Consider the following 20,186-nt stretch of genomic DNA (forward strand, 5'->3'; position numbering starts at 1 on the left):
TCATGAATACTCGTCAGACAAGCGTCAATACTTCTCTGAGAAATCGGCCGTGGCGTGCCGTTCGAGCCACGCGGCCACCCCGTCGTCGTCGTTGGAGGCGGTCACCTCGCCCACCGCGCCGAGCACGGCGGGATGGGCGTTGGCCACCGCCACCGCGGTTCCGGCCCAGGTCAGCATGGGGATGTCGTTCGGCATGTCGCCGAAGGCGATCACGTCGGCGCTGCCCAGCCCGAGCCGGGACGCCATCGACTCCAGGGCCGCGGCCTTGGTCACGCCGGATCGCATGACCTCGCAGAACACGTCGGCCGAGATGGTCACCTCGCAGCCGGTCAGCAGCCCGCGCACGGTCTCGTAGTACTGGCGGGCGGCGCCTTCGAGCTGGACCATGAGCTTGCCGACGTCGTGCCGGTCGATCTCGTGCTCCAGGCGGGGCACCCGGCGCGCGTCGCGGGCCAGCGGCTCGGGCAGGTGGAAGGCGTCCTCCAGGAGCAGTTCGAGGCGGCACTCGGCGCCCAGGCGCACGCCGGGGAACCGGTCGCGCAGCAGCGCCAGCGTCGCGGCGAGCGGCTGCCGGTCCAGCGGGCGGTAGTCGACCACCTCCTCGCTGCCGAAGTCGAAGGTGATCGAGCCGTTCCCGCAGACGGCGACGGCCGCGTGGTCCAGGGCCGCGGCCACCGGACGGGTGTCGCGGACCGGCCGCGCGGTCGCGATGACGAACACGTGCCCGGCGGCGCGGGCGCGGCGCACGGCGGTCCTGGTGCGCTCGGAGACCTGGCCGCGGGAGTCCAGGAGCGTCCCGTCGAGGTCGCACACGATCATCCGGCGGCTCACGGCGTGACGTCCTTCCCGACGCGCGACTCGATGACGTCGAGCGCCCCGGCGGCCAGGATGCCGCCGATGGTCTCGGCCAGGCCGCGCCGGGCCGCCAGCCCCTGCACGACCACCAGGCTCCCGGTCAGGCCGGTGCCGGCCCGCCAGGACCGCGCCGGCATCGACCCGGCCACCCGCGGCAGGTCGCGCGTGGTGGTGCGCACGGTCAGCAGCACGTGGGCCGCTCCCCCGTCGACCGAGGTCAGCAGCCGCGCGACCCGCTGGATCGCGGCGCGCCTGCGGGCGTCCCGCCAGGCGGCGGGGCTCGCGACGACCTGCGGGGAGCAGGTGCGCAACGTGGCGACGACCCGCAGGTCGTGCTCGTCGAGGGCGGAGCCGGGGCCGTCGGTCTCGACGACGGCGTCGGCCAGCTCGGGGACCTTGGCCTCCGTGGCCCCGAACGACGGGACGATCCTGACGGGCAGCGGCACGCTCTGGAAGAACTGCCGGGAGATCTTCGGGAACCCGGTCGCGATCCGGGCCCCGGCGGGCAGCCCGGCGGCGTCCACGGCCGGATGCCCGGAGGGGACGGCGAGCACCAGCCGCCAGGGCGGCACGCACCGGCTCTCCTCGACCAGCTCGACCTTCGCGCCGGTCTCCTCGATCCAGTCGGCGCCGGTCACGCCGAAGTCGAAGACGCCTCTCTCCACGGCGAGCGGGATCTCGCGCGGCTTGTGGAAGGCCACCTCGATGCCGCCGTCGTAGGCGATGCCCGCCCGGTAGCTGCGCTCGGACGGCCGGCGCACCTCCAGCCCGGCCGCGGCGAACAGGTCGAGGACGGGACGCTCCAGGAACGTGCCCTTGGGCAGCGCGAGCGAGACCATGCAGTCCTCCTCGGAACAGGGGGACCGGCCCCCGGCGACTCGGCGTGCGGCGCGCACCGGCAAGCGTCCCCGTCCGGCCGGGCGGCGGCAAGTGAACCATGGTGGTGGCCGAAGGTTGACTTCGATTCCTGACCAGTGTTCGCGATGATGGAAAAGGGGGGGTTCACGGGAGAGGAAACGACGAGTGTCCACATGCCTGACCCTCCTGCCCGCCGTCGACGTGCGCGGCGGCCGGGCCGTCCGCCTGCTGCGCGGCGAGTCCGGATCCGAGACCTGGTACGGCGACCCGCTCGACGCGGCGCTGGGCTGGCAGGACGCGGGCGCCGACTGGGTGCACCTGGTGGACCTGGACGCCGCCTTCGGCACCGGCTCGAACCGGGCGCGGATCGCCGAGGTCGTCGGCGCCCTGGACATCCCGGTCGAGCTGTGCGGCGGCGTGCGCGACGACGCGAGCCTGGCGGCGGCGCTGGCCACCGGCTGCGGCCGGGTGGTGCTCGGCACCGGCGCGCTGGAGCGTCCGGCGTGGGTGGCCGAGGTCATCGCCCGGCACGGCGACCGGGTGGCCGTCGAGCTGGACGTCTGGGGCACCACCGTGCGCAGCCACGGCTGGACCCGCGACGCCGGCGAGCTGTACGACACCCTGGCCCGCCTCGACGCGGCCGGCTGCGCCCGGTACGTCGTCACCGACATCGCCAGGGACGGCACCCTGGGCGGCCCCAACCTGAAGCTGCTGCGCGACGTCTGCGCCGCCACCGGCCGGCCCGTCGTGGCCTCCGGCGGCATCGCCAGCCTGGACGACCTGCGCGCCGTCTCCTCCCTGACCCCGCTGGGCGTCGAGGGCGTCGTCGTGGGCAAGGCGCTGTACGCCGGCCGCTTCACCCTGCGCCAGGCCCTGGACGCGGTACGCAAACCGGAGCTCTAGACCGGCCGCATGGCCAGCGCGCGCAGGGCCAGCTCGACCATGCCCGAGCCGGGCGACTCGGCGGCCAGGCGGCGCAGGGCGTCGCCGTCCAGCCAGCGGGCCTCGTCGAACTTGTCCTGCTCGATCGCGGGCCGGGTCAGGTCGCCCTCGACCGTGGCCAGCACGTCGATCTCGCGCCGCAGGCCGCCGTCGCCGCCGGTCCAGTCGAAGACGTCCACCAGGCCGCCCACCCGCAGCAGCCGCCAGCCGGTCTCCTCCTCGATCTCCCTGGCCAGCGCCGCGCACAGCGTCTCGCCCCGCTCGACGTGCCCGCCGACGATGTCCCAGCAGCCGGGGAAGAGCCGCACGTGGGCCGCCCGCCGTTGCAGGAACACCTCGCCGAGCGGGTTGATCAGCACGGCGCCGACCACGCAGCGCACGCCCGTGGCGGACGCCTCCCGCTGGATCGGCTCGAACTCCGCCGGATGGGGGGCGCAGGTCATGCGGTCTCCTGGTGCGCGTAGTAGGTGGCGTAGAGCGCCGCGAACGGGCCGTCGCGGCGCAGCAGCTCGTCGAAGCGGCCCTGCTCGGCGATCTCGCCGCCGTGCAGGACGAGGACGCGGTCGGCGCGCCGGATGGTGGACAGCCGGTGGGCGATCACCACGACCGTGCGTCCCGCGCACAGCCGGGCCAGCGCGTCCTGGATGCCGCGTTCGGTCAGCGGGTCGACGCTGGCGGTCGGCTCGTCCAGCAGCAGGATGTCCGGCTCGCGGACGAACATCCTGGCCAGGGCGATGAGCTGCCGCTGCCCGACCGACACGCCCTGCCCGCCGGCGGCCAGGCGGTCGTCCAGGGACATCGGCATGCTGCGGTCCCACACGCGGCGGCCGATCCGCTCGACGGCCCGTACGACGTCGTCGCGGCCGGCGCCGGGGCGGCCGTAGGCGATGTTCTCGGCGAGCGTGCCGGCGAAGATGAACGGGTGCTGCGGGACGACCCCCACCCGCCGCCGGTAGGCCCGCAGGTCCAGGGTGCGGATGTCGCGGCCGTCCACCAGCAGCTCGCCGCCCTGGAAGTCGTAGGCGCGGGCGATCAGCTTGGCCAGCGTGGACTTGCCGCCGCCGGTGTGCCCGACGACCGCGACCGTCTCGCGGGCCGCGAGGCGCACGTCGAAGTCGCGGAACACGGCGGCGCCCGAGCCGTACCGGAAGTGCAGGCCGCGCGCCTCGATCGCGCCGGTCAGCGCGGTCACCGGCTCGTTGCCGCTCTGGACGACGGCGTGGTCGCTGTCGATCAGCGCGAACACCCGCTCGGCGGCGGCCAGCCCCTGCTGGAACAGGCTCCAGAACGAGGCGGCCTGGGTGACCGGCTGCCAGAGCATGCCGAGCGCCTGGAGGGCGAAGTACCACTCGCCCGCCGACAGCCTGCCGATCGCCGCGAACCGCCCGCCCTGGTACAGCACGACCGCCGTGGCGAGGCCCGCCAGCAGCGTCAGGACCGGCAGGATGACCGCGTAGATGAGGCCCTGCCGGACGTAGACCCGGTACGACAGCCGGTTGACGTCGTCGAAGTCGTCGTGGACGGCCCGCTCGCGGCCGAAGCTCTTGGCGACCGCGATGCCGAGCATGGTCTCGTGCACGTTGGCGTTGACCTTGGCCATCACCCGCCGCGTGGCCGCCGCCGCCGTGCGGGCCACCCGGCGGAAGGCCAGGGCGGTGCCCAGCAGGAACGGCAGCGCCGCCAGGATGACCAGGCCGAGGCCGGGGTCGATCCAGAAGACCACGCCGCCGAGCAGCACCACCAGGAAGAGCTGGCTGATCAGGTTCAGGGTGAGGGTGAGCACCGAGCCGAAGCCCTCGGTGTCGCCGGTGACCCGGCTGAGCACCTTGCCGACCGAGTTCTCGTCGTAGAAGGCGACGTCCTTGGCCAGGGCGGCGTCGGCGGCCTCGCACTGCAGCCGGTAGACCATGCCGCCCACCAGCCGCGCGGTGATCGCCTGGCGGGCCCAGTTCATCGCCCAGGCCAGCACCGCCGCCGCCACCACGAACAGGCACAGCAGCAGGCCGGGGCCGCTGCCGCCGCCGGCCTGGTCGATCAGGCGGGAGACGACGATCGGCACGGAGGCGGTCAGCAGCACCGAGCCCGCGACGAGCAGGGCCGAGCCGATCATGCCGGCGCGGTGGGCGCGCAACTGCCGCAGGATGCGGGCCAGCAGGCGGCGGTTGCCGTACACGCGGTCGTAGGCGTCGGCGTGCAGGCCCGCGAACAGGTCGCTCACGGGCGCCGCCGATCCTGGGCGTCAGCCACTGTAGATCTCCCGGTAGAGCGCGCAGCGCGCCATCAGTTCGTCGTGCGAGCCCTGGTCGACGACCCGGCCGCCGTCCAGCAGCAGGATGAGGTCGGCGCGGCGGATCTGACCGGGGCGGTGCGAGACCAGCACCGTCGTGCGGCCCGCCGTCGCGCGCTCGATCGCCTCGGTGATCGCCGATTCGGTGCGGGCGTCCACGGCGCTGGTCGCGTCGTCGAGGGTGAGGATGCGCGGCTCGGTCAGCAGGGCCCTGGCGATGGCCAGCCGCTGCCGCTGCCCGCCGGACAGCGTCGTGCCGCCCTCGTTGAGCACGGTGGCGTAGCCGTCGGCCATCCCCTGGACGAACTCGTCCGCGCACGCCTGCTTGGCGACGCGCAGGACGTCCTCGTACCCGGCGGCGTGCGGGGCGCCGAAGGCGATGTTGTCCAGCACGCTCTTGGAGAACAGGAAGATCTCCTGGTCCACGTGGCCGATCTGGCGGCGCAGCGCGCCCGGCTCCCACTCGCGCACGTCACGGCCGTCGATCAGCACCCGGCCCTCGGTGGCGTCGTACATGCGGTTGACGAGTTTGATCAGCATGCTCTTGCCGCTGCCGGTGGGGCCGACGACGGCCAGGGTGCGGCCCGCGGGCAGGTGGAAGGAGACCTCGCGCAGGATGTCGCGGCCCTCGTGGCGCAGCGACACCCGGTCGAAGGTGATCGTGCCCTCGACGGCGGCCGTGGTGCCGCGGGTGTCCTCGCGCTCGCCGGGGGCGCCGTCGATGATCTGCCGCATGCGCGCGGCGGCCGCGAAGCCCTCCTGGATGACCGGCACGGCCTGCTCGGACATGGTGACGGGCTGCGCGAACAGCAGCAGCCAGCCGAGGTAGGTCACCACCTGGGACAGCGCCAGCTCGCCCTGCGAGTAGAGGTAGAGGGAGTGCAGGGAGCCGGTCACCATGGCCAGGGCGAAGCTCAGCGCGGGCAGGTAGACCGCCTGCGCCCGGCCGCGCCGGACGAAGGCGTCCCGGTAGGCGGCGGCGGCCGATCTCAGGGCGTGCCGCTCGAAGTCCTCCTGGGTGGCGGCCTTGACGGTGGCGATGCCCGACAGCGTGGTGGAGAAGCGTTCGTTGAGGTCGGCGAAGGTCTCGCGGGTGCGCATGACCAGTGGGTAGAGCCGGCGCAGGTGGTAGCGCAGCGCGTAGGCGAACACCAGCACCAGCACGCCGGGGGCCAGCAGCAGCCGCGGGTCCAGCGAGGCGATGAACAAGATCGGCACCAGCAGGGCCAGCACGCCGTTGGCGGCGGTGGCGGCCCCGGGGCTGAGCATGTAGTCGACGAGCCTGGCGTCGTTGATGGCGCGGGCCAGGATGTCGCCGATGCGCTGCTGGTCGTGGAAGGCCATGCGCTTGGTCAGCAGGCTGCGGTACAGCTCGTCGCGCACGTCCCGCTTGACGCGCTGGGCGACGACCTCCATCGAGCCGTTCGACAGCAGGTCGGCGACGAACCGGCCGGCCGCCAGCAGCGCGGCCGCCAGCGCCGCCACCCCGACCGCGCCGAGGTCGTGGCGGGGGCCGGTGGCCTCGGCGAACGCCGCGCCGATCTGGACGGGGACGAGCGTCGAGCACAGGCTCGCGGCCGCGGCGGCCACGGTGAACAGCAGCAGCGACGGCCGGTGCCGGCGCAGGTGACCGGCGATCCACCGGCCCACCCCCCGCGACCCGGCCGGATCCCGTGCGGCGGCCGGATCAGGCGACCCGGACGGATCCCGCGACGCGACCGGCCGCCCGCCCGCGGCCGGTCGCGCCCGCTCGGTCATTCCTCCCCCTCCTCGTCGGCGGCCCGGCCTAGGCCGAGGCCCGGACGGACCCGGTCAGCAGGCCGAAGCCGTTCGTCGCGGCGGTGTTGAGCTCGGCCATCACCCGGTCGCACAGGGCGGAGGCGGCCAGCGCGTCGGAGACCGACGGCACTCCCTTGACCGGAGGACGGCCGCCCGTCTGGGGCTCGGCCGACCGCTGCGCGCAGGCGTCCACGAACGCCTGCAGCTCGGGCCCGAAGCCGCTGCGCCCCCACCCGTGGTCCAGGTTGCGGGTGGCGTGCAGCTCCTGGCCGTACGGCACGCCGTCGGACAGTTCGAGCGTCACCCGTTCCAGCGACGGCGCGCTGTACCGGCTGCCGTCCATGCCCTGGACGGTGACGCCCACCATGAACCGCTTGACGTGGTTGCCCATGCGCAGCGTGGACAGCGAGCCGTCGTGGTGCCGCAGGAACAGGTTGATCTGGAAGCGGTCGGCGTCGCTGGCGATGGCGTGCGCGTCCACCTGGACGACCGGCGACGGGACGAACCAGCGGGCCAGGTCGAGGGCGTGCACCCCGTTGTGCCGGATCCACGCCTCCAGGGTGGTGTCCACCCCCCACTGCGGGGCGGACGGGTGGCGGCTGTAGAAGTCGATGGTCACCGAGCACGGCGTGGCCCGGATCCCCTCGCTCAGTTCGTGCAGCCGCTGCAGGGTCTCGGCGTAGCGGAAGTTGAAGCCCACCTGGACGTGCCGCCCGCTGCGGCGCACCACGTGCTCCAGGTCCTGGAGGGCGGGCGTGGACGGCCCGGCCGGCTTCTCGACGAAGCAGTCCACCCCGCGCTCGGCGAGCTGCCGGACCAGCAGGTACGACGGCTCCGGCGGGACGGCCAGCACGGCGGCGTCCACCATCTCCAGGTCGAGCTCGTCCACCGAGGAGACGCAGGTCGCGCCGCCGGCCAGCGACTGCACGTCGGCGGCCAGCGACAGGTCGGGGTCGACGCAGGCCACGACCTGGTGGCCGCGGATGCGTTGCAGGAACGGGAACAGGTTCTGCTGCATCTGCCGGCCGCAGCCGACCAGGGCGAGGCGCAGGAGGTCAGCCACGGCCGGCCCCCGCGGGCGCGCTCCACGCCTCGAAAGCCTGCCGCACCCGGTCGCGCAGGTCGCCCCAGTCGATGTCGCGGTGGGCCAGGCACACGAAGGACGGGTGCCCTTCGAGCAGCAGGATGCCGACCCCGGCCAGCTCGGCCAGCAGCGCCTCGCGACGCTCCTTGTCGCCCAGCAGCCCCACGTCGTGGTAGACGAGCTCGAACATGCCGCCGCCGAGCACCGGACGGGCGCCCACCAGGGCCTCGACCCCGGCGTCCGCGGCGGCCGCGGTGAAGGCGGCGGCCACCTGCGTGCCGATCCGGCCGAGCTCGGTCCAGCCGTCCGGCGAGTCGCCGACGGGCTTCTCCAGGATGTCGCGGGTGGCCAGCGCCGCGTAGACGGCGATCATCTCCTTGGAGAACGTGCCGCTCAGCCGGGCCTTCTCGGCCAGCGCGAGCAGGTCGGCGTCGCCGGCCAGGATGCTCAGCGGGGCGCCGTTGGCCAGCGCCTTGCCGATCACGATCAGGTCGGAGCCGAGGGCGTTGTCGTGGTCGTAGCCGAGGGCCGAGATCCGGCCGCCGGTCTTGGTCTCGTCGAAGACGGTGAGCAGGCCGGCCTCGCGGCACATGGCGACGGCCTGGCGCAGCACGTCGGCCGTGGTGAAGGAGGCCAGGTAGGCGTCGAAGACGAAGCAGCCCAGCCGGCCGCGGTGCCGTTCCAGCAGCTCGGCGAGGGATTCCAGGCGCAGGTCCACCCAGTTGGCCACCGGCTCGGACTCGCCGACGCCGCGCATGCCGTCGGTGTAGCGCAGCTTCTCCCGCAGCGGGGAGTGCAGCGGCTCGTGCCACTTGAGCGAGTCGGCGATCTGGGAGTCGTGCCAGCCGACGTAGCCGCTGCGGATGATGCCGAGCCGGCCCGTGCGCATCGCGGCCAGCCGGAAGGCGGCGGTGACCGCCTCGGAGGCGGTCTTGAAGAACGCGCCGCGGTCGCCGGGCCGCTCGCCGAGCAGCCGGTCGAGGTATTCCTGGTGGAACGTGGTGTAGCCCGGCAGCATGACTCCGTTGCCGAGATAACCGCAGAGAATTTCGTTGAACTGGGCGTCCGCGTGACCGATTATCACTGGGCCATAACCCATGACGAAATCGATGTACGGTACGCCGTTCGCGTCGGACACCTCGCCCCGCCGCCCCCGCGAGAACAAGAGCTGCTGCCCCGCGGACCTGAACTTACGCGTGATCTTCGAGTGAGCTATGCGCTCATATTCCGACAACGATCCTCCCCCCATTGGGATTCTAATTAAGATCGGAATTTCAATTTCTGAAGACAGTACCGTCCGGCCGCCGGGACCCGTCAAGTACTCTTTCTTCCAGTGCTCCCGGCGAGGGCGGACGACATATCAAAACCGCGAGAGCCGCGTCAAGTGCTCCTTTTTCCAGGGTCACGCCGCCTTGACAGCGAGGTGCCCGCAATATCAAGTTGTGTGGGCCATTGTCGGCGGATGGAGGCCACGTGGATAACGGATCAGATCCGGGAACTCCGGCCGGCCGGGGAGAGCCGGATATCGTCGGGCGCAGTAAGCGTCTGTGGCTGCTGCCCGACGGGCGGTGCCTGGTGCAGATAATCCCCAGCCTGCGCAGTTTCACGTACCACCGCGATGAAATCGTCGAGCGCACCGGGCCGCTCCGGCTCGATTTCTACGAAAGGGCGGCGGCCCGGCTGGCCGACGCCGGCGTGCCGTGCGCGTTCCGGGAACGGGTCTCGGCCGACTCGTACGTGGCCGACTACTGCCCGGCGCCGCCGTTCGAGGTGATCGTGAAGAACCGGGCCACCGGATCGACCACCCGCAAGTACCCCGGCCTGTTCGAGGACGGCGCCCCGCTGCCGCGCCCGGTCGTGAAGTTCGACTACCGGACCGACCCCGAGGACCAGCCGATCGGCGAGGACTACCTGCGGGCGCTCGGCCTGCCGGTGGAGGAGATGCGCGAGCTGTCCCTCGCGGTCAACGACGTGCTGCGGTCCTGGCTGCGCCCGCTGGAGGTGTGGGACTTCTGCCTCATCTTCGGACAGACCGCCGACGGCGGCCTGACCGTCATCTCCGAGATCTCCCAGGACTGCATGCGCCTGCGCCACCAGGACGGCTCCCCGCTGGACAAGGACCTGTTCCGGGACGGCGTGGCGGGCGAGGAGATCGTGAACCAGTGGAGCCGCGTCCTCGATGTCATCACATGAGACCCGGGCCGCGCTGGTCACCGGCAGCAACCGGGGCAGCGGGCGGGCCATCGCCGAGGAGCTGCGCGAGCGCGGCTACCGCGTCTTCTCCCTGAACCGCTCGCTCGCGGGCGAGGACTGGCTCGGCGAGCACAGGTGCGACCTGGCGGACCCGGCGCAGATCGCGGAGGCGACCGCCCAGGTGCTCGGCGCGGCCGGCCGGCTCGACGTCTGCGTGTCCAACGCGGTGGACCGGGTGCTCGACCCGATCGCCGACCTGCGCGCCCAGGACTGGGAGCGGCTGGTCGCGATCAACCTGAGCGCCTGCTTCCACCTGCTCAAAGCCGTCCTGCCGGCGTTGCGGGCCGCCGGCGGGATGTTCGTCGCCATGGGCAGCCACGCCGGCACGCGGTACTTCGAGGGCGGGGCCGCCTACAGCGCCACCAAGGCCGGGCTGAAGGCGCTGGTCGAGACGCTGCTGCTGGAGGAGCGCCGCAACGGGGTGCGGGCCTGCCTGGTCTCGCCGGGCGCCATCGCCAACCTCGACGGCGACGGCTCGCCGCACAAGATGAGCACCCGGTCGGTGGCCCGCTGCGTGGCCACCATCGTCGACTCCTGGCCGGACGACCTCGTGGTGGGCGAGATCGAGGTGCGGCCGTCGTGCCTGCCCGAGCCGCCCGTCGTCGGCATCGACCGGCTGCTGCACGTGTGACCCCCGCGCCCCCGCCGCGCCCGCCGCTCCCGTCAGGAGGAACCATGATCTCGCTCGCCCTGCCGAAGGGCTCGCTGGAGCGGCGGGCCCTGGAGCTGTTCGCGACCGCGGGGCTGCCCGTACGGCGGCGCTCGGACCGCTCCTACCGCGGCACGGTGGACCACTCCGGCGTGTCGCACGTGGCCTTCTACAAGCCGCGCGAGATCCCCCTGGTCGTCGGGGACGGCACCTTCGACCTCGGGCTCACCGGCGCCGACTGGGTGGAGGAGACCGGGGCCGAGGTCGAGGTGGTGGAGTCGTTCGACTACTCCAGGAACACCGAGCGGCCGTGGCGGCTGGTGCTCGCGGTGCCGTCCGGCCATCCCGCCCGCAGCGCCGCCGACCTCGACGACGGGGTCAGGGTGGCCACCGAGTACCCGAACATCGGCCGCCGCTTCTTCCGCGAGGCGGGACGGCGGGCCGAGGTGGTCGTGTCCTACGGCGCGACCGAGGCCAAGATCCCCGAGCTGGCCGACGCCATGATGGACGTCGTGGAGACCGGCCACTCGCTGCGCCAGAACGACCTGCGCGTCATCGAGACCGTCCGGACCTGCGGCGCGCAGCTCGTCGCCAACCCGGCCGCCTACGCCGACCCGGCCAGGCGCGGCGTGATCAGGAACGTCGCCCTGCTGCTGCGCGCCGCCTGGGTGGGCCCGGCCCACGTGCTGCTGACCGTGCGCGCCCCCGCCGACCGGCTGGCCGAGGTGGCGCCCGCGATGCCGGGCCAGTCGTGGCGCGCGGGCGCCGACCTCGCGGACGGGACCATGGTCGTGCTCCAGGGCGTCCTGCCCAGGCGGGAGGTGCCCGAGACGATCGACGCGCTGCTGTCGGCCGGGGCGGTCAACGTCACGGAGTCGGGCATCGGCATCTTCGCCACGGGGGAAGCGGGTTGATCGGCGCCGCCGGCATGGCGAAGATCGGACGTGGGAACCCTGGCCCGCGAAGCGCAGTGCGAAGGAGACTCATGGACCCCCGGTCGGCGGCAGAGATCACGGAGGCGTCCCCGCGGCGCTCCCCCTGGCTGACGATCCTCCTCGTCTACGTCGGCGGGGTGGTCGGCGCGATGAGCCTCGGCAAGTTCTCCTCGGTCGGGCCGGCGATGGCGGCCCAGCTCGGGCTGTCGCTGTCGGAGCTGGGCTGGGTGATCTCGGCGGTGGTCGGCGTCGGGGCCGCGGTCGGCCTGCCGGCGGGCTATCTCGTCCGCCGCTTCGGCACCGGGCGGTCGCTGGTCACCGGGCTCGTCCTGATCGCGGCGGCGGGCGCGGCGAGCATGGCGGCGAACGACTTCGCCTGGCTGCTGGTCGCCCGCGGCGTCGAGGGCGTCGGCTACGTCCTGGTCACCATCTCCTGCCCGGCGCTGATCCTGCGCCTGGCCCACGAGCGCGACCGGGGCACCGCCCTGTCGGTCTGGGCGACGTTCGTCCCGGTCGGGCTGGGGGCCAGCACGCTGGCCGGCGGCGCGGCCGGCGACGCGCTGGGCTGGCGCGGCTGGACCGGCCTGATCGCCGGGCTGACGCTGCTGGTCGCCGCGGTGACGTGGGCGCGGCTGCCGCGCGGCGGCGCGGCGCAGGCCGCCGGCCCGGTGCCCCGGGCGCGGGCGCTGGCCTGGCCGGGCGTGCTGGCCGCGGCCTTCTGCCTGACCGCGCTGGTGACCATCCCGGTGATCGTGCTGCTGCCCACGCTGCTCATCGAGCAGTACGGCCGCTCGGCCGCCGCCGCGGGCGCGCTCACCTCGGTGATCTCGCTGCTCGGCGTGGCCGGCGGGCTGGCGGTGGGCGTGCTGCTGCGCAGGGGCGTACGGGTCGGCGTGCTGGCCCTGTCCGGCTTCCTCGTCGTGCCGGCCGCCTGGATCCTGTACGCCGGCGGCTCCGCCGGCGGCGCGCTCACCGGCGCGGGCGTCATCTCCATGGAGAACGGCTTCCTCGGCGCCCTCGTCTTCGCCGCGCTCCCCCTCGTCCTTGAGCGCCTCGACCACGCCGACGTCGGCAACGGCGTCATCGCCCAGGCCGGCAGCCTCGGCTCCCTGCTGGGTCCCCCGCTGTTCGGCCTGGTGGCGAGCGAGCTCGACTATCAGGCGCTGATCCCCGTCATCGCCGTCGGCATCGTCGCCGCCGTCGGCGCCCTGCTGCTGATCGGCCGGCGGGCGGCCCGGCCGCTCCCTGCCGCCGACTGAGCCGGCGCGGGGCCGGGAGCCCATCGCGGAGTACGCAGGAAGGTGCGACCATGCGCGGACACGACCCGCTCGACGACACCGAACAGGCCCTGCTGCCCGCCCCGGCCCGGGGCCTGGCGGTCGCGCTGCTGCTGATCGCCGTGGCGGGCGTGTCGATGTCGCTGGTGTTCGGGCCCGGCGCGCAGCAGCCGGGGCATCCGGCGGCGCCGGCCGCGCACGCCGGGGTGCCGCCCGCCCAGGCGATCCTGCGGCTGTTCCTCGCCGTGGCGGTCATCGGCGGGCTGGCCTCGCTGGGCGGCGTCCTGGCGCGCCGGGCCGGCCAGCCGTCCGTGGTGGGGCAGATGGTGGCCGGGCTGCTGCTCGGGCCGTCCGCGCTGGGCTCGCTGGCGCCGGGGGTGTCCGCGCTGATCCTGCCCGGCTGGGTCGCGCCGCAGCTCGAACTGCTGGCCCAGGCCGGGCTGGCGGTCTTCATGTTCACGGTGGGGCGGGAGTTCGACCCGGCCGCACTCGGCCGGCAGCGCGTGGTCGTGGGGGTGGCCGCGCTGGCGATGACGGCCGTGCCGTTCGCCCTGGGAGCGGTCGCGGCGGTGCCGTTCGCCGATGCGCTGGCCGGGCCGTCGGCGTCGGGCACGGCGTTCGTCCTGTTCGCCGGGACGGCGTTGAGCGTCACCGCGTTCCCCGTGCTGGCCAGGATCCTCCAGGAGGCCGGGCTGACCGCCACCCGGCTGGGCTCGCTGGCGATCCTGTGCGCGGGGCTGGCCGACGTGCTCGCCTGGTGCGCGCTGGCCGCGGTGATCGCCCTCGCGCACGCCGGCTCCCCCGCGGGCGTGCTGACCTCGCTGGGGCTGGCCGCCGCCCTGGTGTTCGCCGTGACCCTCGTCGTACGCCCCGCGCTCGCCGCCCTCGCGGCCCGGCACGCCGCCCGCCGGCTGCCCGCTCCGGCCGCGCTCGCCCTGGTCCTGGGCCTGATCTTCGCCCTGGCGGCGGCGACCGACGCCATCGGCGTGCACGCCATCTTCGGCGCCCTGCTGGCCGGGGTCGCCTTCCCGCGCGACGCCCCCGTGCTCGGCGCGGTGCCCGAACGTCTCGGCTCGCTCAACCGCGCGATGCTGCTGCCGGTGTTCTTCGCCTCGATCGGGCTGCGCACCGACGTGCACCTGGCGTTCGGCCATCCGGTGGTGCTGCTGGGCGGGGCGGTGCTGCTGGTGGCCGCCGTCGTCGGCAAGCTGGGCGCGGCCGGGGTGATCGCCTGGGCGGGCGGCATGCCGGGGCGCCTCGCGCTCGGGCTCGGCGTGCTCATGAACGCCCGCGGCGTCACCGAGATCGTCGTGCTCAGCACCGGGCTCGGCATGGGACTGATCGCGCCCGGCACGTTCACGGTGCTCGTGCTGATGGCCCTGATCACCACCATGATGACCGCGCCCGCCCTGCGCCGCCTCGGCCTGTACGCCCCTGCCACGGCCGAGCCGCGGACGCCGCAACCGGCCTGAGCCGGCCGCGGCGTCCTCATGAGGGCCCTCATTGCGGGGTCAGTAGACCTCGCTCCGGTTGTTCACTATCTCGTCGAGCATCGAGGTCGTGTCGGACCAGCGCCCGGCCGCCGCGCCGCCGGGCGGCAGGGCGAGGGTGGCGAAGGCGTACCTGACCGCCTCGCCGACCGTGCGCACCCCGAGCCGCCGCACGAGCGGCGAGTCGAGCCGGGTGCTCGCGTTGACCTGCCGGGCCGCCAGGTCGAGCAGCGTGGCCAGGAGCTGGAACCGGGCCGGCCCCGGCTGCGGGCCGCCGGCCGACAGCGTGGCGAGGGCCTCGGCGTCGCCCAGCTCGCCGTCCCCCTGGCTGTCGAAGCGCTGGTCGGTGGCCTGGACGCGGGCCAGGAACTCGGCCGTGCGCGCCTCCTGGTGGGTCTTCCAGTAGCCGTGCGAGCGCGGGTCGCGGGTCGGGGCGACCTCGGTGACGGTCGTCGTGGCGGACGCCGTGGCCGGCTCGTAGACGCAGCCGTTGGCGTTCCGGTACGCGGCGGCCGCCGTGTCGGGCAGCTCGGCGCCCTTGGTGAACAGCAGGCCGGGCCGGGCCGTGAACCCCACGGACACGTCCGCGCCGGGGGCGAGGGGGCCGAGCGTCCAGGTCAGGGTGGTGGTGCCGTCCGGGTTGCGGGTGACCGTGCCGGGCCGGGGGCCGGTGCCGCGGTCGAGCGCGCTGCTGTAGTAAACCTCCTTGGGCAGCGTGTCGGTGAGGACGACGCCGGTGGCCCCGCCGCTGCCGACGTTGGCCGCCCGCAGCCCCACGGTCATCGCCTCCCCGGCGTTCACCGTGGCCGGGGCGGTCTTGGTCAGGGTGAGCCGCGGCGCGTGCACGGTGGTGGCGGCCTTGGCGGTGTTGTTGCCCGTCTCGGCCTCGGGGCCGCCGGCGGTGTCCGTCGCGGTGGCGGTGGCCGTGTTGGTCAGGACGGCCGCGTCGGCCGTGTCGCACGGCACCGTGTACGTGAACGTCTCGGTCGCGGACCGTCCGGCGCCCAGGTAGGGAACCTGGCGGGCCTGGGCCGGGCCGGTGGGCGGGGTGTCGGTCACGCCGACGTTGGCCGCCGGGCCGGTGCCGACGTTGTCCAGCTTCACCTGGTAGGTGAGGGTGTCGCCGGGTTCGGCGTCGCGCTTGTCCACGCTCTTGGCGGTGACGATGTCGGGGTCGTAGAGGTTGAAGAAGGACATCTCCTGCCGTACGGCGGTGGTGAAGTCGAGCTCCTTCTCCGGCGGCTCGGCGCCCGAGCCGCTGCACGTGGGCGCGGACACGGGGAAGCTGCTGCAGGCCGAGCCCTTGGCGTCGGGCGACTGCGCGGCCCGGTACTTGACGGCCGCCCAGTCGTCGTGGTCGCGCAGGGTCGTGCTGCCGCCGCTGGCGTTGAGGTCCACGTTGACCGTCCCGGTGTCGATGAGCGGGGCGCCGGTGCCGGGGGCGGTGTTGTCGTTCCAGTTGATCGGCGCGTTGCCGGCGGCCGAGCGCAGCGGCCGGAACGTGCTGGTCGGGTTGGCGAGGTTGTCGGTCCACCAGAAGGTGTGGTCGGTCCCGTCGCCGATGCCGGCGGACTCGTTCAGCGTGCCCTCGGCGAGCGGCGGCAGGCGGCCGCTGGAGTAGCCGACCCGGATCGCGCCGATCTTCCAGTCCCTGAGCTGGTTGACCAGCAGCGGCGGCGGGCCCGTGGGGATGCCCGACTGGAAGAAGTAGTTCATGACGCTGAGATAGTTCGGCTTCCACTGGTCGTTGACGTCGCCGCCGTGCCGCAGGCCCAGGGCGTGCCCGAGCTCGTGCATGATGGTCCCGGCCTGGTCCTGGACGGTGCCCACCTCGGCGTCGTCCCGGCCGGTGCCGACGGTGAGCACCTGCCGGTCGGTCGGGTCCGCGCTGGTGGTGTCGCACGTACGGTCCGGGCCCACGTGGATCTGGGTGCCGATCACCACGTCGTCGCCCGCCGGGGTGGTCTGGAGCCGCCCGTCGCCGCCGTAGTCCACGCCGAAGTCGGCCACGCACATCGTCCGCCACGAGCCGAAGGTGACGATGAAGTCCTTGTTGTTGTCCCTGGTGGGCTCGCAGCACTGCCCCGACGTGCCCGGCGACGGCGAGCTGCCGGTCGCGGTGGTGACGACGAGGTCGTGGGCGAAGATCGCGTAGTGCGCGTACCGGGCCAGTTCGGCGGGGAAGTCGGCGGCGCGCGCGTCGCGGAAGTCGCTGTCGTCGGCCAGGCCCATGTCGGCCTGTTCGGGCAGTTGCGTGCCCTGGAGGTAGACGAAGTCGACGCCGTCCCGGTGCGTCCCGGGGTACGGGCACGGGTTCTCCGCCTTGACCGGCGCGGCGTCGAAGGCGTTCTTGACCAGGGTGATCGCGTCCGGCTTGGGGCGGTGGGAGTGCCTGGTGTCGGCCATGTAGTCGGCCTGCAGCACGATCGTCTTGCGGCACGGGTCCGCGCCGAGCGCCGGGAGGTCGGCGATGACCGCGCCGTTCCGGTCGCGGATCCCGGACAGCTCGACGAGGTCGGGGATGCCGTCGTGGTCGGTGTCGGGCATCACGGTGGAGACGGTGAAGCCGATCCTGGTCTTCCTGCCGTCGTTGTCCCTGGGGAAGCCGTGGTCGCCGTCGCCCTCGGCGCACGTCTGGCCCTTCTGCCGCCCTTGCGAGTCGACGCACGGCGTGCCGAACTGGACGCCGTCGCCCGACAGGGTGCCCGAGCGCACGTCGTAGACGAGGTCGAGGTCGAGGTCGTCGTTCTGGGGGCTGATGTCCATGCGGTCGTCGTTGGTGTTGAGGCCGCCGTCGTAGTCCCAGAGGGCGACGGTGATGTTCACGGTCGGCTGGTCGCCGGGCAGGTCGGACTTGGTGAAGACCCAGCCGTTGGGGGCCTCGGGCAGGCCGAGGGGCTCGAACTCGTCGTCCTCGATGCGCGGGCCCGTTTCGAGCGGGCCGTCGGCGATCTTGACCTTCGGGTAGTAGTCGCCGTCGCCGACGCCTCCGCTGTCCGGGTCCTCGATCTGGCGGAGATAGTCGATGGAGAAGGTCAGCGAGAAGCCGGGGGCCGCCGCCGACGCCGGCGTCGCCAGCGCCGGGATCAAGGCGGCGACCAGCACGCCGATCGCGGCGAACGAGAGCCGCCCGCGCCACCGCGCCGACCCTTTCCGCCCGGTTCTCATGCCATGTGTGACGCTCACGGTGGTTCCTCCTGGAGTGTCGCTCTGAGGAGGATCGTCCGCGCGCGTTCCCATGACCGCATGAGTAACGGCTACTCAGCCCGCCGCGCGGCGGTGAGCACCAGGACGTCGTAGTGGACGGTGAAGGCGCCGCCCACCGCGTCGATCGCGGCCCCGATGCCGGCCAGCAGCTCCTCGCGCCGCTCCGGCGGCAACCCGGTGACCGGGCCGTGCGTGGGCACCTGCGCCAGCCACTCGTCACGGGTGTAGCCGCGCTCCCACGCGAAGTCCCACCGCTCGGGCTCGCCGAACGCACCCGCGGCCCGGACGCCGTCGGCGATCTTGTCGAGCAGCGACGTGTACATGCCCACGGCGGGGCCGGCCTGGCCGAGCGCCGGCAGGTCGGGCAGCACCCGGCGGTAGACCTCGGCGAAGGCGCCGGCCAGGGCGTCCGGCGTCTGGAAGACGTTCCAGAACAGCGCCAGCCTGCCTGCGGGCCGCAGCACCCGGGCCGCCTTGGCCGCGCCCGCGACCGGGTCGATCCAGTGCCAGGTCTGGCCGGCGACGACCGCGTCGAACGTGCGCCCGGCCGGGTCCCAGGACTCGAAGGCGGACACGTCCACCTCGATGCCGTCGCGCCGGGCCAGGTCGGCCATGCGCGGGTCCACGTCCACGCCGGACACCCGGCAGCCGATCGCCTGGAACTGGCGGGCCGCGATGCCGGTGCCGATGCCGACGTCGAGCACGTCGGGGCCGGGGCTCGCCGCGGCGATCCGGGCCACCATCTCGTCGGGGTAGCGGGGGCGGGTGCGGTCGTAGCGGTCGGCGTCGGCGCCGAAGGACTCGGCCATCCGCCGGTGCAGGTGCGGCTCGTTCTCTTGAGTGGGCATGCGCCCACTCTAATGGGCGCGCGCCCACTCGTCTACGCTGAACGTGATTCGCCCAGGAAGGAGACCGGCCCGGTGCCCACCGGCATTGCCCTCCGCGACGTGCGCGAACAGCTCTTCGACGCCGCCGAGCGCATCCTGCTCCGCGACGGGCCCAACGCCCTGACCAGCCGCGCGGTCACCACCGAGGCGGGCTGCGCCAAGGGCGTGCTCCACCGCCACTTCGCCGACTTCGACGCCTTCCTCGCCGAGCTGGTGACCGACCGCATCCGCCGCGTCGAGGCCCAGTCCGCCGCCCTGCGGGCGAGCGCGGGCACCGGCACCGTCGCGGGGAACCTCACCCTCGCGCTGCTGGAGCTGTTCGGCTCGGTCGCCGTGGCCGTCGTCGGCCTCGTCATCTCCCGCGACGGCCTGCGCGCCCGCCTGCGCCAGGCCGGGTCGTCCGGCCTCCCGCTCCTCGGCGAGGCCACGACCATGATCGCCGCCTACCTCGCCGCCGAGCGCGAGATGGGCCGCATCGCGGTCGACGCCGACGTCGAGGCCCTGGCGCTCACCCTGATCGGCAGCGCCCACCTGCTGTTCGCCGGCCGCGAGGACGACCCGCCCGACGCCGCCGTCGTCGAGTGGATCGTCACCACGGCCATCGCCGACGCCGTCCAGCGCCGCCTGCTCTGAGCCCCCGCCTCACCGGGCCGCGGCCGCCCCCAGGGCGATGGGCCACACGACCAGCAGGTACGCCTCCGACGGCTGGTTCGACGGCGCCGACCGGTCCCGGCGGCGGCCGTGGACGCGCAGGCCGTACCGCCCGGCGCCCTGGGGCGTCAGGTCGATCGGTTCGTCGGCGACGCCCTGGACGCGCATCACGCCGGTGGTGGTGACGAACTCGACCTCCTCGCTCTCCTCCCAGCCCCGCGCCGCCGCCACGGGCGGGCCGTCCTGCCAGTTCACGTGCAGGCCGACGCGTCCGGCGCGCTTGTCCGTACGGATGAGCAGCGAGTCGGGGGCGGCGGCGACCAGCCCGTCCGGCAGCGGCGGCGGGACCGCGGTGTCCTGGAAGGGGTTGACGATCCGGATCCGGTGGTCGGCGGTCCCCACCGTGTCCCGTACCGGAGGCGGCAGCGCGGGCCGCTCGTCCCGGCCCCGCGACCGGCGGCCGCGCTCGGACTGCGGATCGTTGTGCTCGCGCGCCCACCGCCGGATCTCGGCCGACTTGCCGGGCAGCCCCAGTTCCTCGGCGACCCCGACGCCGAGCCTGGCCGCCGCCTCCGGCCCGGTCTCCACCGGCCAGACGGTCACCAGGTAGAACTCGAACGGCACCTCCGGCACCGCGGCGGGGTCGAGGTCCCGGCCGCGGGCCTGCACGCGCATGCCGTACCGGCCCGGCCCCTGGGGTGTCAGGAGGGGCAGGGCGTCCGGCGGGGAGTGCATCATGCCGGACAGGCGCACCTCGCCGGTGAAGGTGACGAGCTCCACCTCCTCGGTCTCGTCCCAGCCCTCGGCGTCGAGGGGCGGGGCGGTCCCGGCCAGCTGTACGGTCACGTCCACGACGCCGGTGTGGATACCCGTCCGGATCACGGCGGCGCCGGGGGCCGAGGCGGTCAGTCCGTTGGGGACGGTTCCCGGATGGTCGCGGCCCGGCTCGCCGACCACGATCTGGTGACAGGTGACGTGCACGTCGGCCCTGGCTCGGGCGGGAGGTAAGTGGATCATCCCCGGAAGCCTAGG

General features: G+C 73.8%; 17 protein-coding genes. 7 read left to right on the top strand and 10 right to left on the bottom strand.

What is annotated here, in order from left to right; genetic code table 11:
- Positions 1 to 24: 24 nt before the first annotated feature.
- Both ACIBST_RS07680 and hisG (ACIBST_RS07685) read right to left on the bottom strand, forming a co-directional pair.
- The gene (locus ACIBST_RS07680; RefSeq protein WP_397169966.1) at positions 25 to 831 is read right to left on the bottom strand and encodes an HAD family hydrolase; all 807 of its coding nucleotides are present in this window, start codon (positions 829 to 831) and stop codon (positions 25 to 27) included.
- Positions 828 to 1,694 (bottom strand): ATP phosphoribosyltransferase, encoded by an 867-nt coding sequence (gene hisG, locus ACIBST_RS07685; protein ID WP_397169968.1) that lies wholly within the window; start codon positions 1,692 to 1,694, stop codon positions 828 to 830. The genes ACIBST_RS07680 and hisG (ACIBST_RS07685) overlap by 4 nt, the downstream gene beginning before the upstream one ends.
- Positions 1,695 to 1,878: 184 nt before the next feature.
- Between hisG (ACIBST_RS07685) and priA the strand changes: the two genes are divergently transcribed.
- Positions 1,879 to 2,616, top strand: a complete 738-nt coding sequence (gene priA, locus ACIBST_RS07690) for a bifunctional 1-(5-phosphoribosyl)-5-((5-phosphoribosylamino)methylideneamino)imidazole-4-carboxamide isomerase/phosphoribosylanthranilate isomerase PriA (RefSeq protein WP_397169969.1) — start codon at positions 1,879 to 1,881, stop codon at positions 2,614 to 2,616.
- Here the strand turns inward: priA and ACIBST_RS07695 are convergent.
- From ACIBST_RS07695 to ACIBST_RS07715, 5 genes are read right to left on the bottom strand one after another with little or no spacing between them, the layout of a single operon-like run.
- Positions 2,613 to 3,098 carry an NUDIX domain-containing protein gene (locus ACIBST_RS07695; protein ID WP_397169971.1) on the bottom strand — a complete coding sequence of 162 codons (486 nt, stop codon included), beginning with the start codon at positions 3,096 to 3,098 and terminating at the stop codon, positions 2,613 to 2,615. The genes priA and ACIBST_RS07695 overlap by 4 nt on opposite strands.
- Complete coding sequence (locus ACIBST_RS07700) at positions 3,095 to 4,873, bottom strand: ABC transporter ATP-binding protein (RefSeq protein ID WP_397169973.1); 1,779 nt, start codon at positions 4,871 to 4,873, stop codon at positions 3,095 to 3,097. The genes ACIBST_RS07695 and ACIBST_RS07700 overlap by 4 nt, the downstream gene beginning before the upstream one ends.
- 21 nt (positions 4,874 to 4,894) lie before the next feature.
- The gene (locus ACIBST_RS07705) at positions 4,895 to 6,700 is read right to left on the bottom strand and encodes an ABC transporter ATP-binding protein (protein ID WP_397169975.1); all 1,806 of its coding nucleotides are present in this window, start codon (positions 6,698 to 6,700) and stop codon (positions 4,895 to 4,897) included.
- Positions 6,701 to 6,728: 28 nt separating this feature from the next.
- On the bottom strand, positions 6,729 to 7,784 hold the full coding sequence (locus ACIBST_RS07710) for a Gfo/Idh/MocA family protein (protein ID WP_397169976.1): 1,056 nt from the start codon (positions 7,782 to 7,784) through the stop codon (positions 6,729 to 6,731).
- On the bottom strand, positions 7,777 to 9,054 hold the full coding sequence (locus ACIBST_RS07715) for an aminotransferase class III-fold pyridoxal phosphate-dependent enzyme (protein ID WP_397169978.1): 1,278 nt from the start codon (positions 9,052 to 9,054) through the stop codon (positions 7,777 to 7,779). The genes ACIBST_RS07710 and ACIBST_RS07715 overlap by 8 nt, the downstream gene beginning before the upstream one ends.
- A gap of 224 nt (positions 9,055 to 9,278) precedes the next feature.
- Between ACIBST_RS07715 and ACIBST_RS07720 the strand changes: the two genes are divergently transcribed.
- From ACIBST_RS07720 to ACIBST_RS07740, 5 genes are all read left to right on the top strand, one after another.
- Positions 9,279 to 9,998 (top strand): phosphoribosylaminoimidazolesuccinocarboxamide synthase, encoded by a 720-nt coding sequence (locus tag ACIBST_RS07720; RefSeq protein ID WP_397169980.1) that lies wholly within the window; start codon positions 9,279 to 9,281, stop codon positions 9,996 to 9,998.
- Positions 9,985 to 10,689 (top strand): SDR family oxidoreductase, encoded by a 705-nt coding sequence (locus tag ACIBST_RS07725; RefSeq protein ID WP_397169982.1) that lies wholly within the window; start codon positions 9,985 to 9,987, stop codon positions 10,687 to 10,689. The genes ACIBST_RS07720 and ACIBST_RS07725 overlap by 14 nt, the downstream gene beginning before the upstream one ends.
- A gap of 44 nt (positions 10,690 to 10,733) precedes the next feature.
- A complete protein-coding gene (gene hisG / locus ACIBST_RS07730) occupies positions 10,734 to 11,621 on the top strand; it encodes an ATP phosphoribosyltransferase (protein ID WP_397169984.1) in 888 nt (295 codons plus the stop codon).
- Positions 11,622 to 11,692: 71 nt separating this feature from the next.
- Positions 11,693 to 12,901, top strand: coding sequence for a CynX/NimT family MFS transporter (locus ACIBST_RS07735; RefSeq protein ID WP_397169986.1), 1,209 nt, complete (start codon positions 11,693 to 11,695; stop codon positions 12,899 to 12,901).
- A 50-nt stretch (positions 12,902 to 12,951) separates the two neighbouring features.
- Positions 12,952 to 14,391 carry a cation:proton antiporter gene (locus tag ACIBST_RS07740; RefSeq protein ID WP_397169988.1) on the top strand — a complete coding sequence of 480 codons (1,440 nt, stop codon included), beginning with the start codon at positions 12,952 to 12,954 and terminating at the stop codon, positions 14,389 to 14,391.
- A 39-nt stretch (positions 14,392 to 14,430) separates the two neighbouring features.
- On the opposite strand, the gene ACIBST_RS07745 is transcribed toward ACIBST_RS07740, so the two are convergent.
- Complete coding sequence (locus ACIBST_RS07745) at positions 14,431 to 17,595, bottom strand: hypothetical protein (RefSeq protein WP_397169989.1); 3,165 nt, start codon at positions 17,593 to 17,595, stop codon at positions 14,431 to 14,433.
- A 71-nt stretch (positions 17,596 to 17,666) separates the two neighbouring features.
- Positions 17,667 to 18,464, bottom strand: coding sequence for a class I SAM-dependent methyltransferase (locus tag ACIBST_RS07750; RefSeq protein WP_397169991.1), 798 nt, complete (start codon positions 18,462 to 18,464; stop codon positions 17,667 to 17,669).
- A 72-nt stretch (positions 18,465 to 18,536) separates the two neighbouring features.
- Between ACIBST_RS07750 and ACIBST_RS07755 the strand changes: the two genes are divergently transcribed.
- Entirely contained in the window at positions 18,537 to 19,136 is a 600-nt protein-coding gene (locus tag ACIBST_RS07755; protein WP_397169993.1) for a TetR/AcrR family transcriptional regulator, read from the top strand.
- A 9-nt stretch (positions 19,137 to 19,145) separates the two neighbouring features.
- Here ACIBST_RS07755 and ACIBST_RS07760 read toward each other — a convergent pair whose 3' ends face one another.
- On the bottom strand, positions 19,146 to 20,171 hold the full coding sequence (locus tag ACIBST_RS07760) for a hypothetical protein (RefSeq protein ID WP_397169994.1): 1,026 nt from the start codon (positions 20,169 to 20,171) through the stop codon (positions 19,146 to 19,148).
- Positions 20,172 to 20,186 lie beyond the last annotated feature (15 nt).

The sequence above is a fragment of the Nonomuraea sp. NPDC049684 genome (assembly GCF_044465345.1).
Classification (GTDB): Bacteria; Actinomycetota; Actinomycetes; order Streptosporangiales; family Streptosporangiaceae; genus Nonomuraea.

Coding starts and splice junctions, on each gene's coding strand:
- ACIBST_RS07725 (WP_397169982.1), top strand. CDS start 9,985: ATGTCATCACATGAGACCCGGGCCGCGCTGGTCACCGGCAGCAACCGG.
- hisG (WP_397169984.1), top strand. CDS start 10,734: ATGATCTCGCTCGCCCTGCCGAAGGGCTCGCTGGAGCGGCGGGCCCTG.
- ACIBST_RS07695 (WP_397169971.1), bottom strand. CDS start 3,098: ATGACCTGCGCCCCCCATCCGGCGGAGTTCGAGCCGATCCAGCGGGAG.
- ACIBST_RS07715 (WP_397169978.1), bottom strand. CDS start 9,054: ATGGGGGGAGGATCGTTGTCGGAATATGAGCGCATAGCTCACTCGAAG.
- ACIBST_RS07735 (WP_397169986.1), top strand. CDS start 11,693: ATGGACCCCCGGTCGGCGGCAGAGATCACGGAGGCGTCCCCGCGGCGC.
- ACIBST_RS07740 (WP_397169988.1), top strand. CDS start 12,952: ATGCGCGGACACGACCCGCTCGACGACACCGAACAGGCCCTGCTGCCC.
- ACIBST_RS07760 (WP_397169994.1), bottom strand. CDS start 20,171: ATGATCCACTTACCTCCCGCCCGAGCCAGGGCCGACGTGCACGTCACC.
- ACIBST_RS07750 (WP_397169991.1), bottom strand. CDS start 18,464: ATGCCCACTCAAGAGAACGAGCCGCACCTGCACCGGCGGATGGCCGAG.
- hisG (WP_397169968.1), bottom strand. CDS start 1,694: ATGGTCTCGCTCGCGCTGCCCAAGGGCACGTTCCTGGAGCGTCCCGTC.
- ACIBST_RS07705 (WP_397169975.1), bottom strand. CDS start 6,700: ATGACCGAGCGGGCGCGACCGGCCGCGGGCGGGCGGCCGGTCGCGTCG.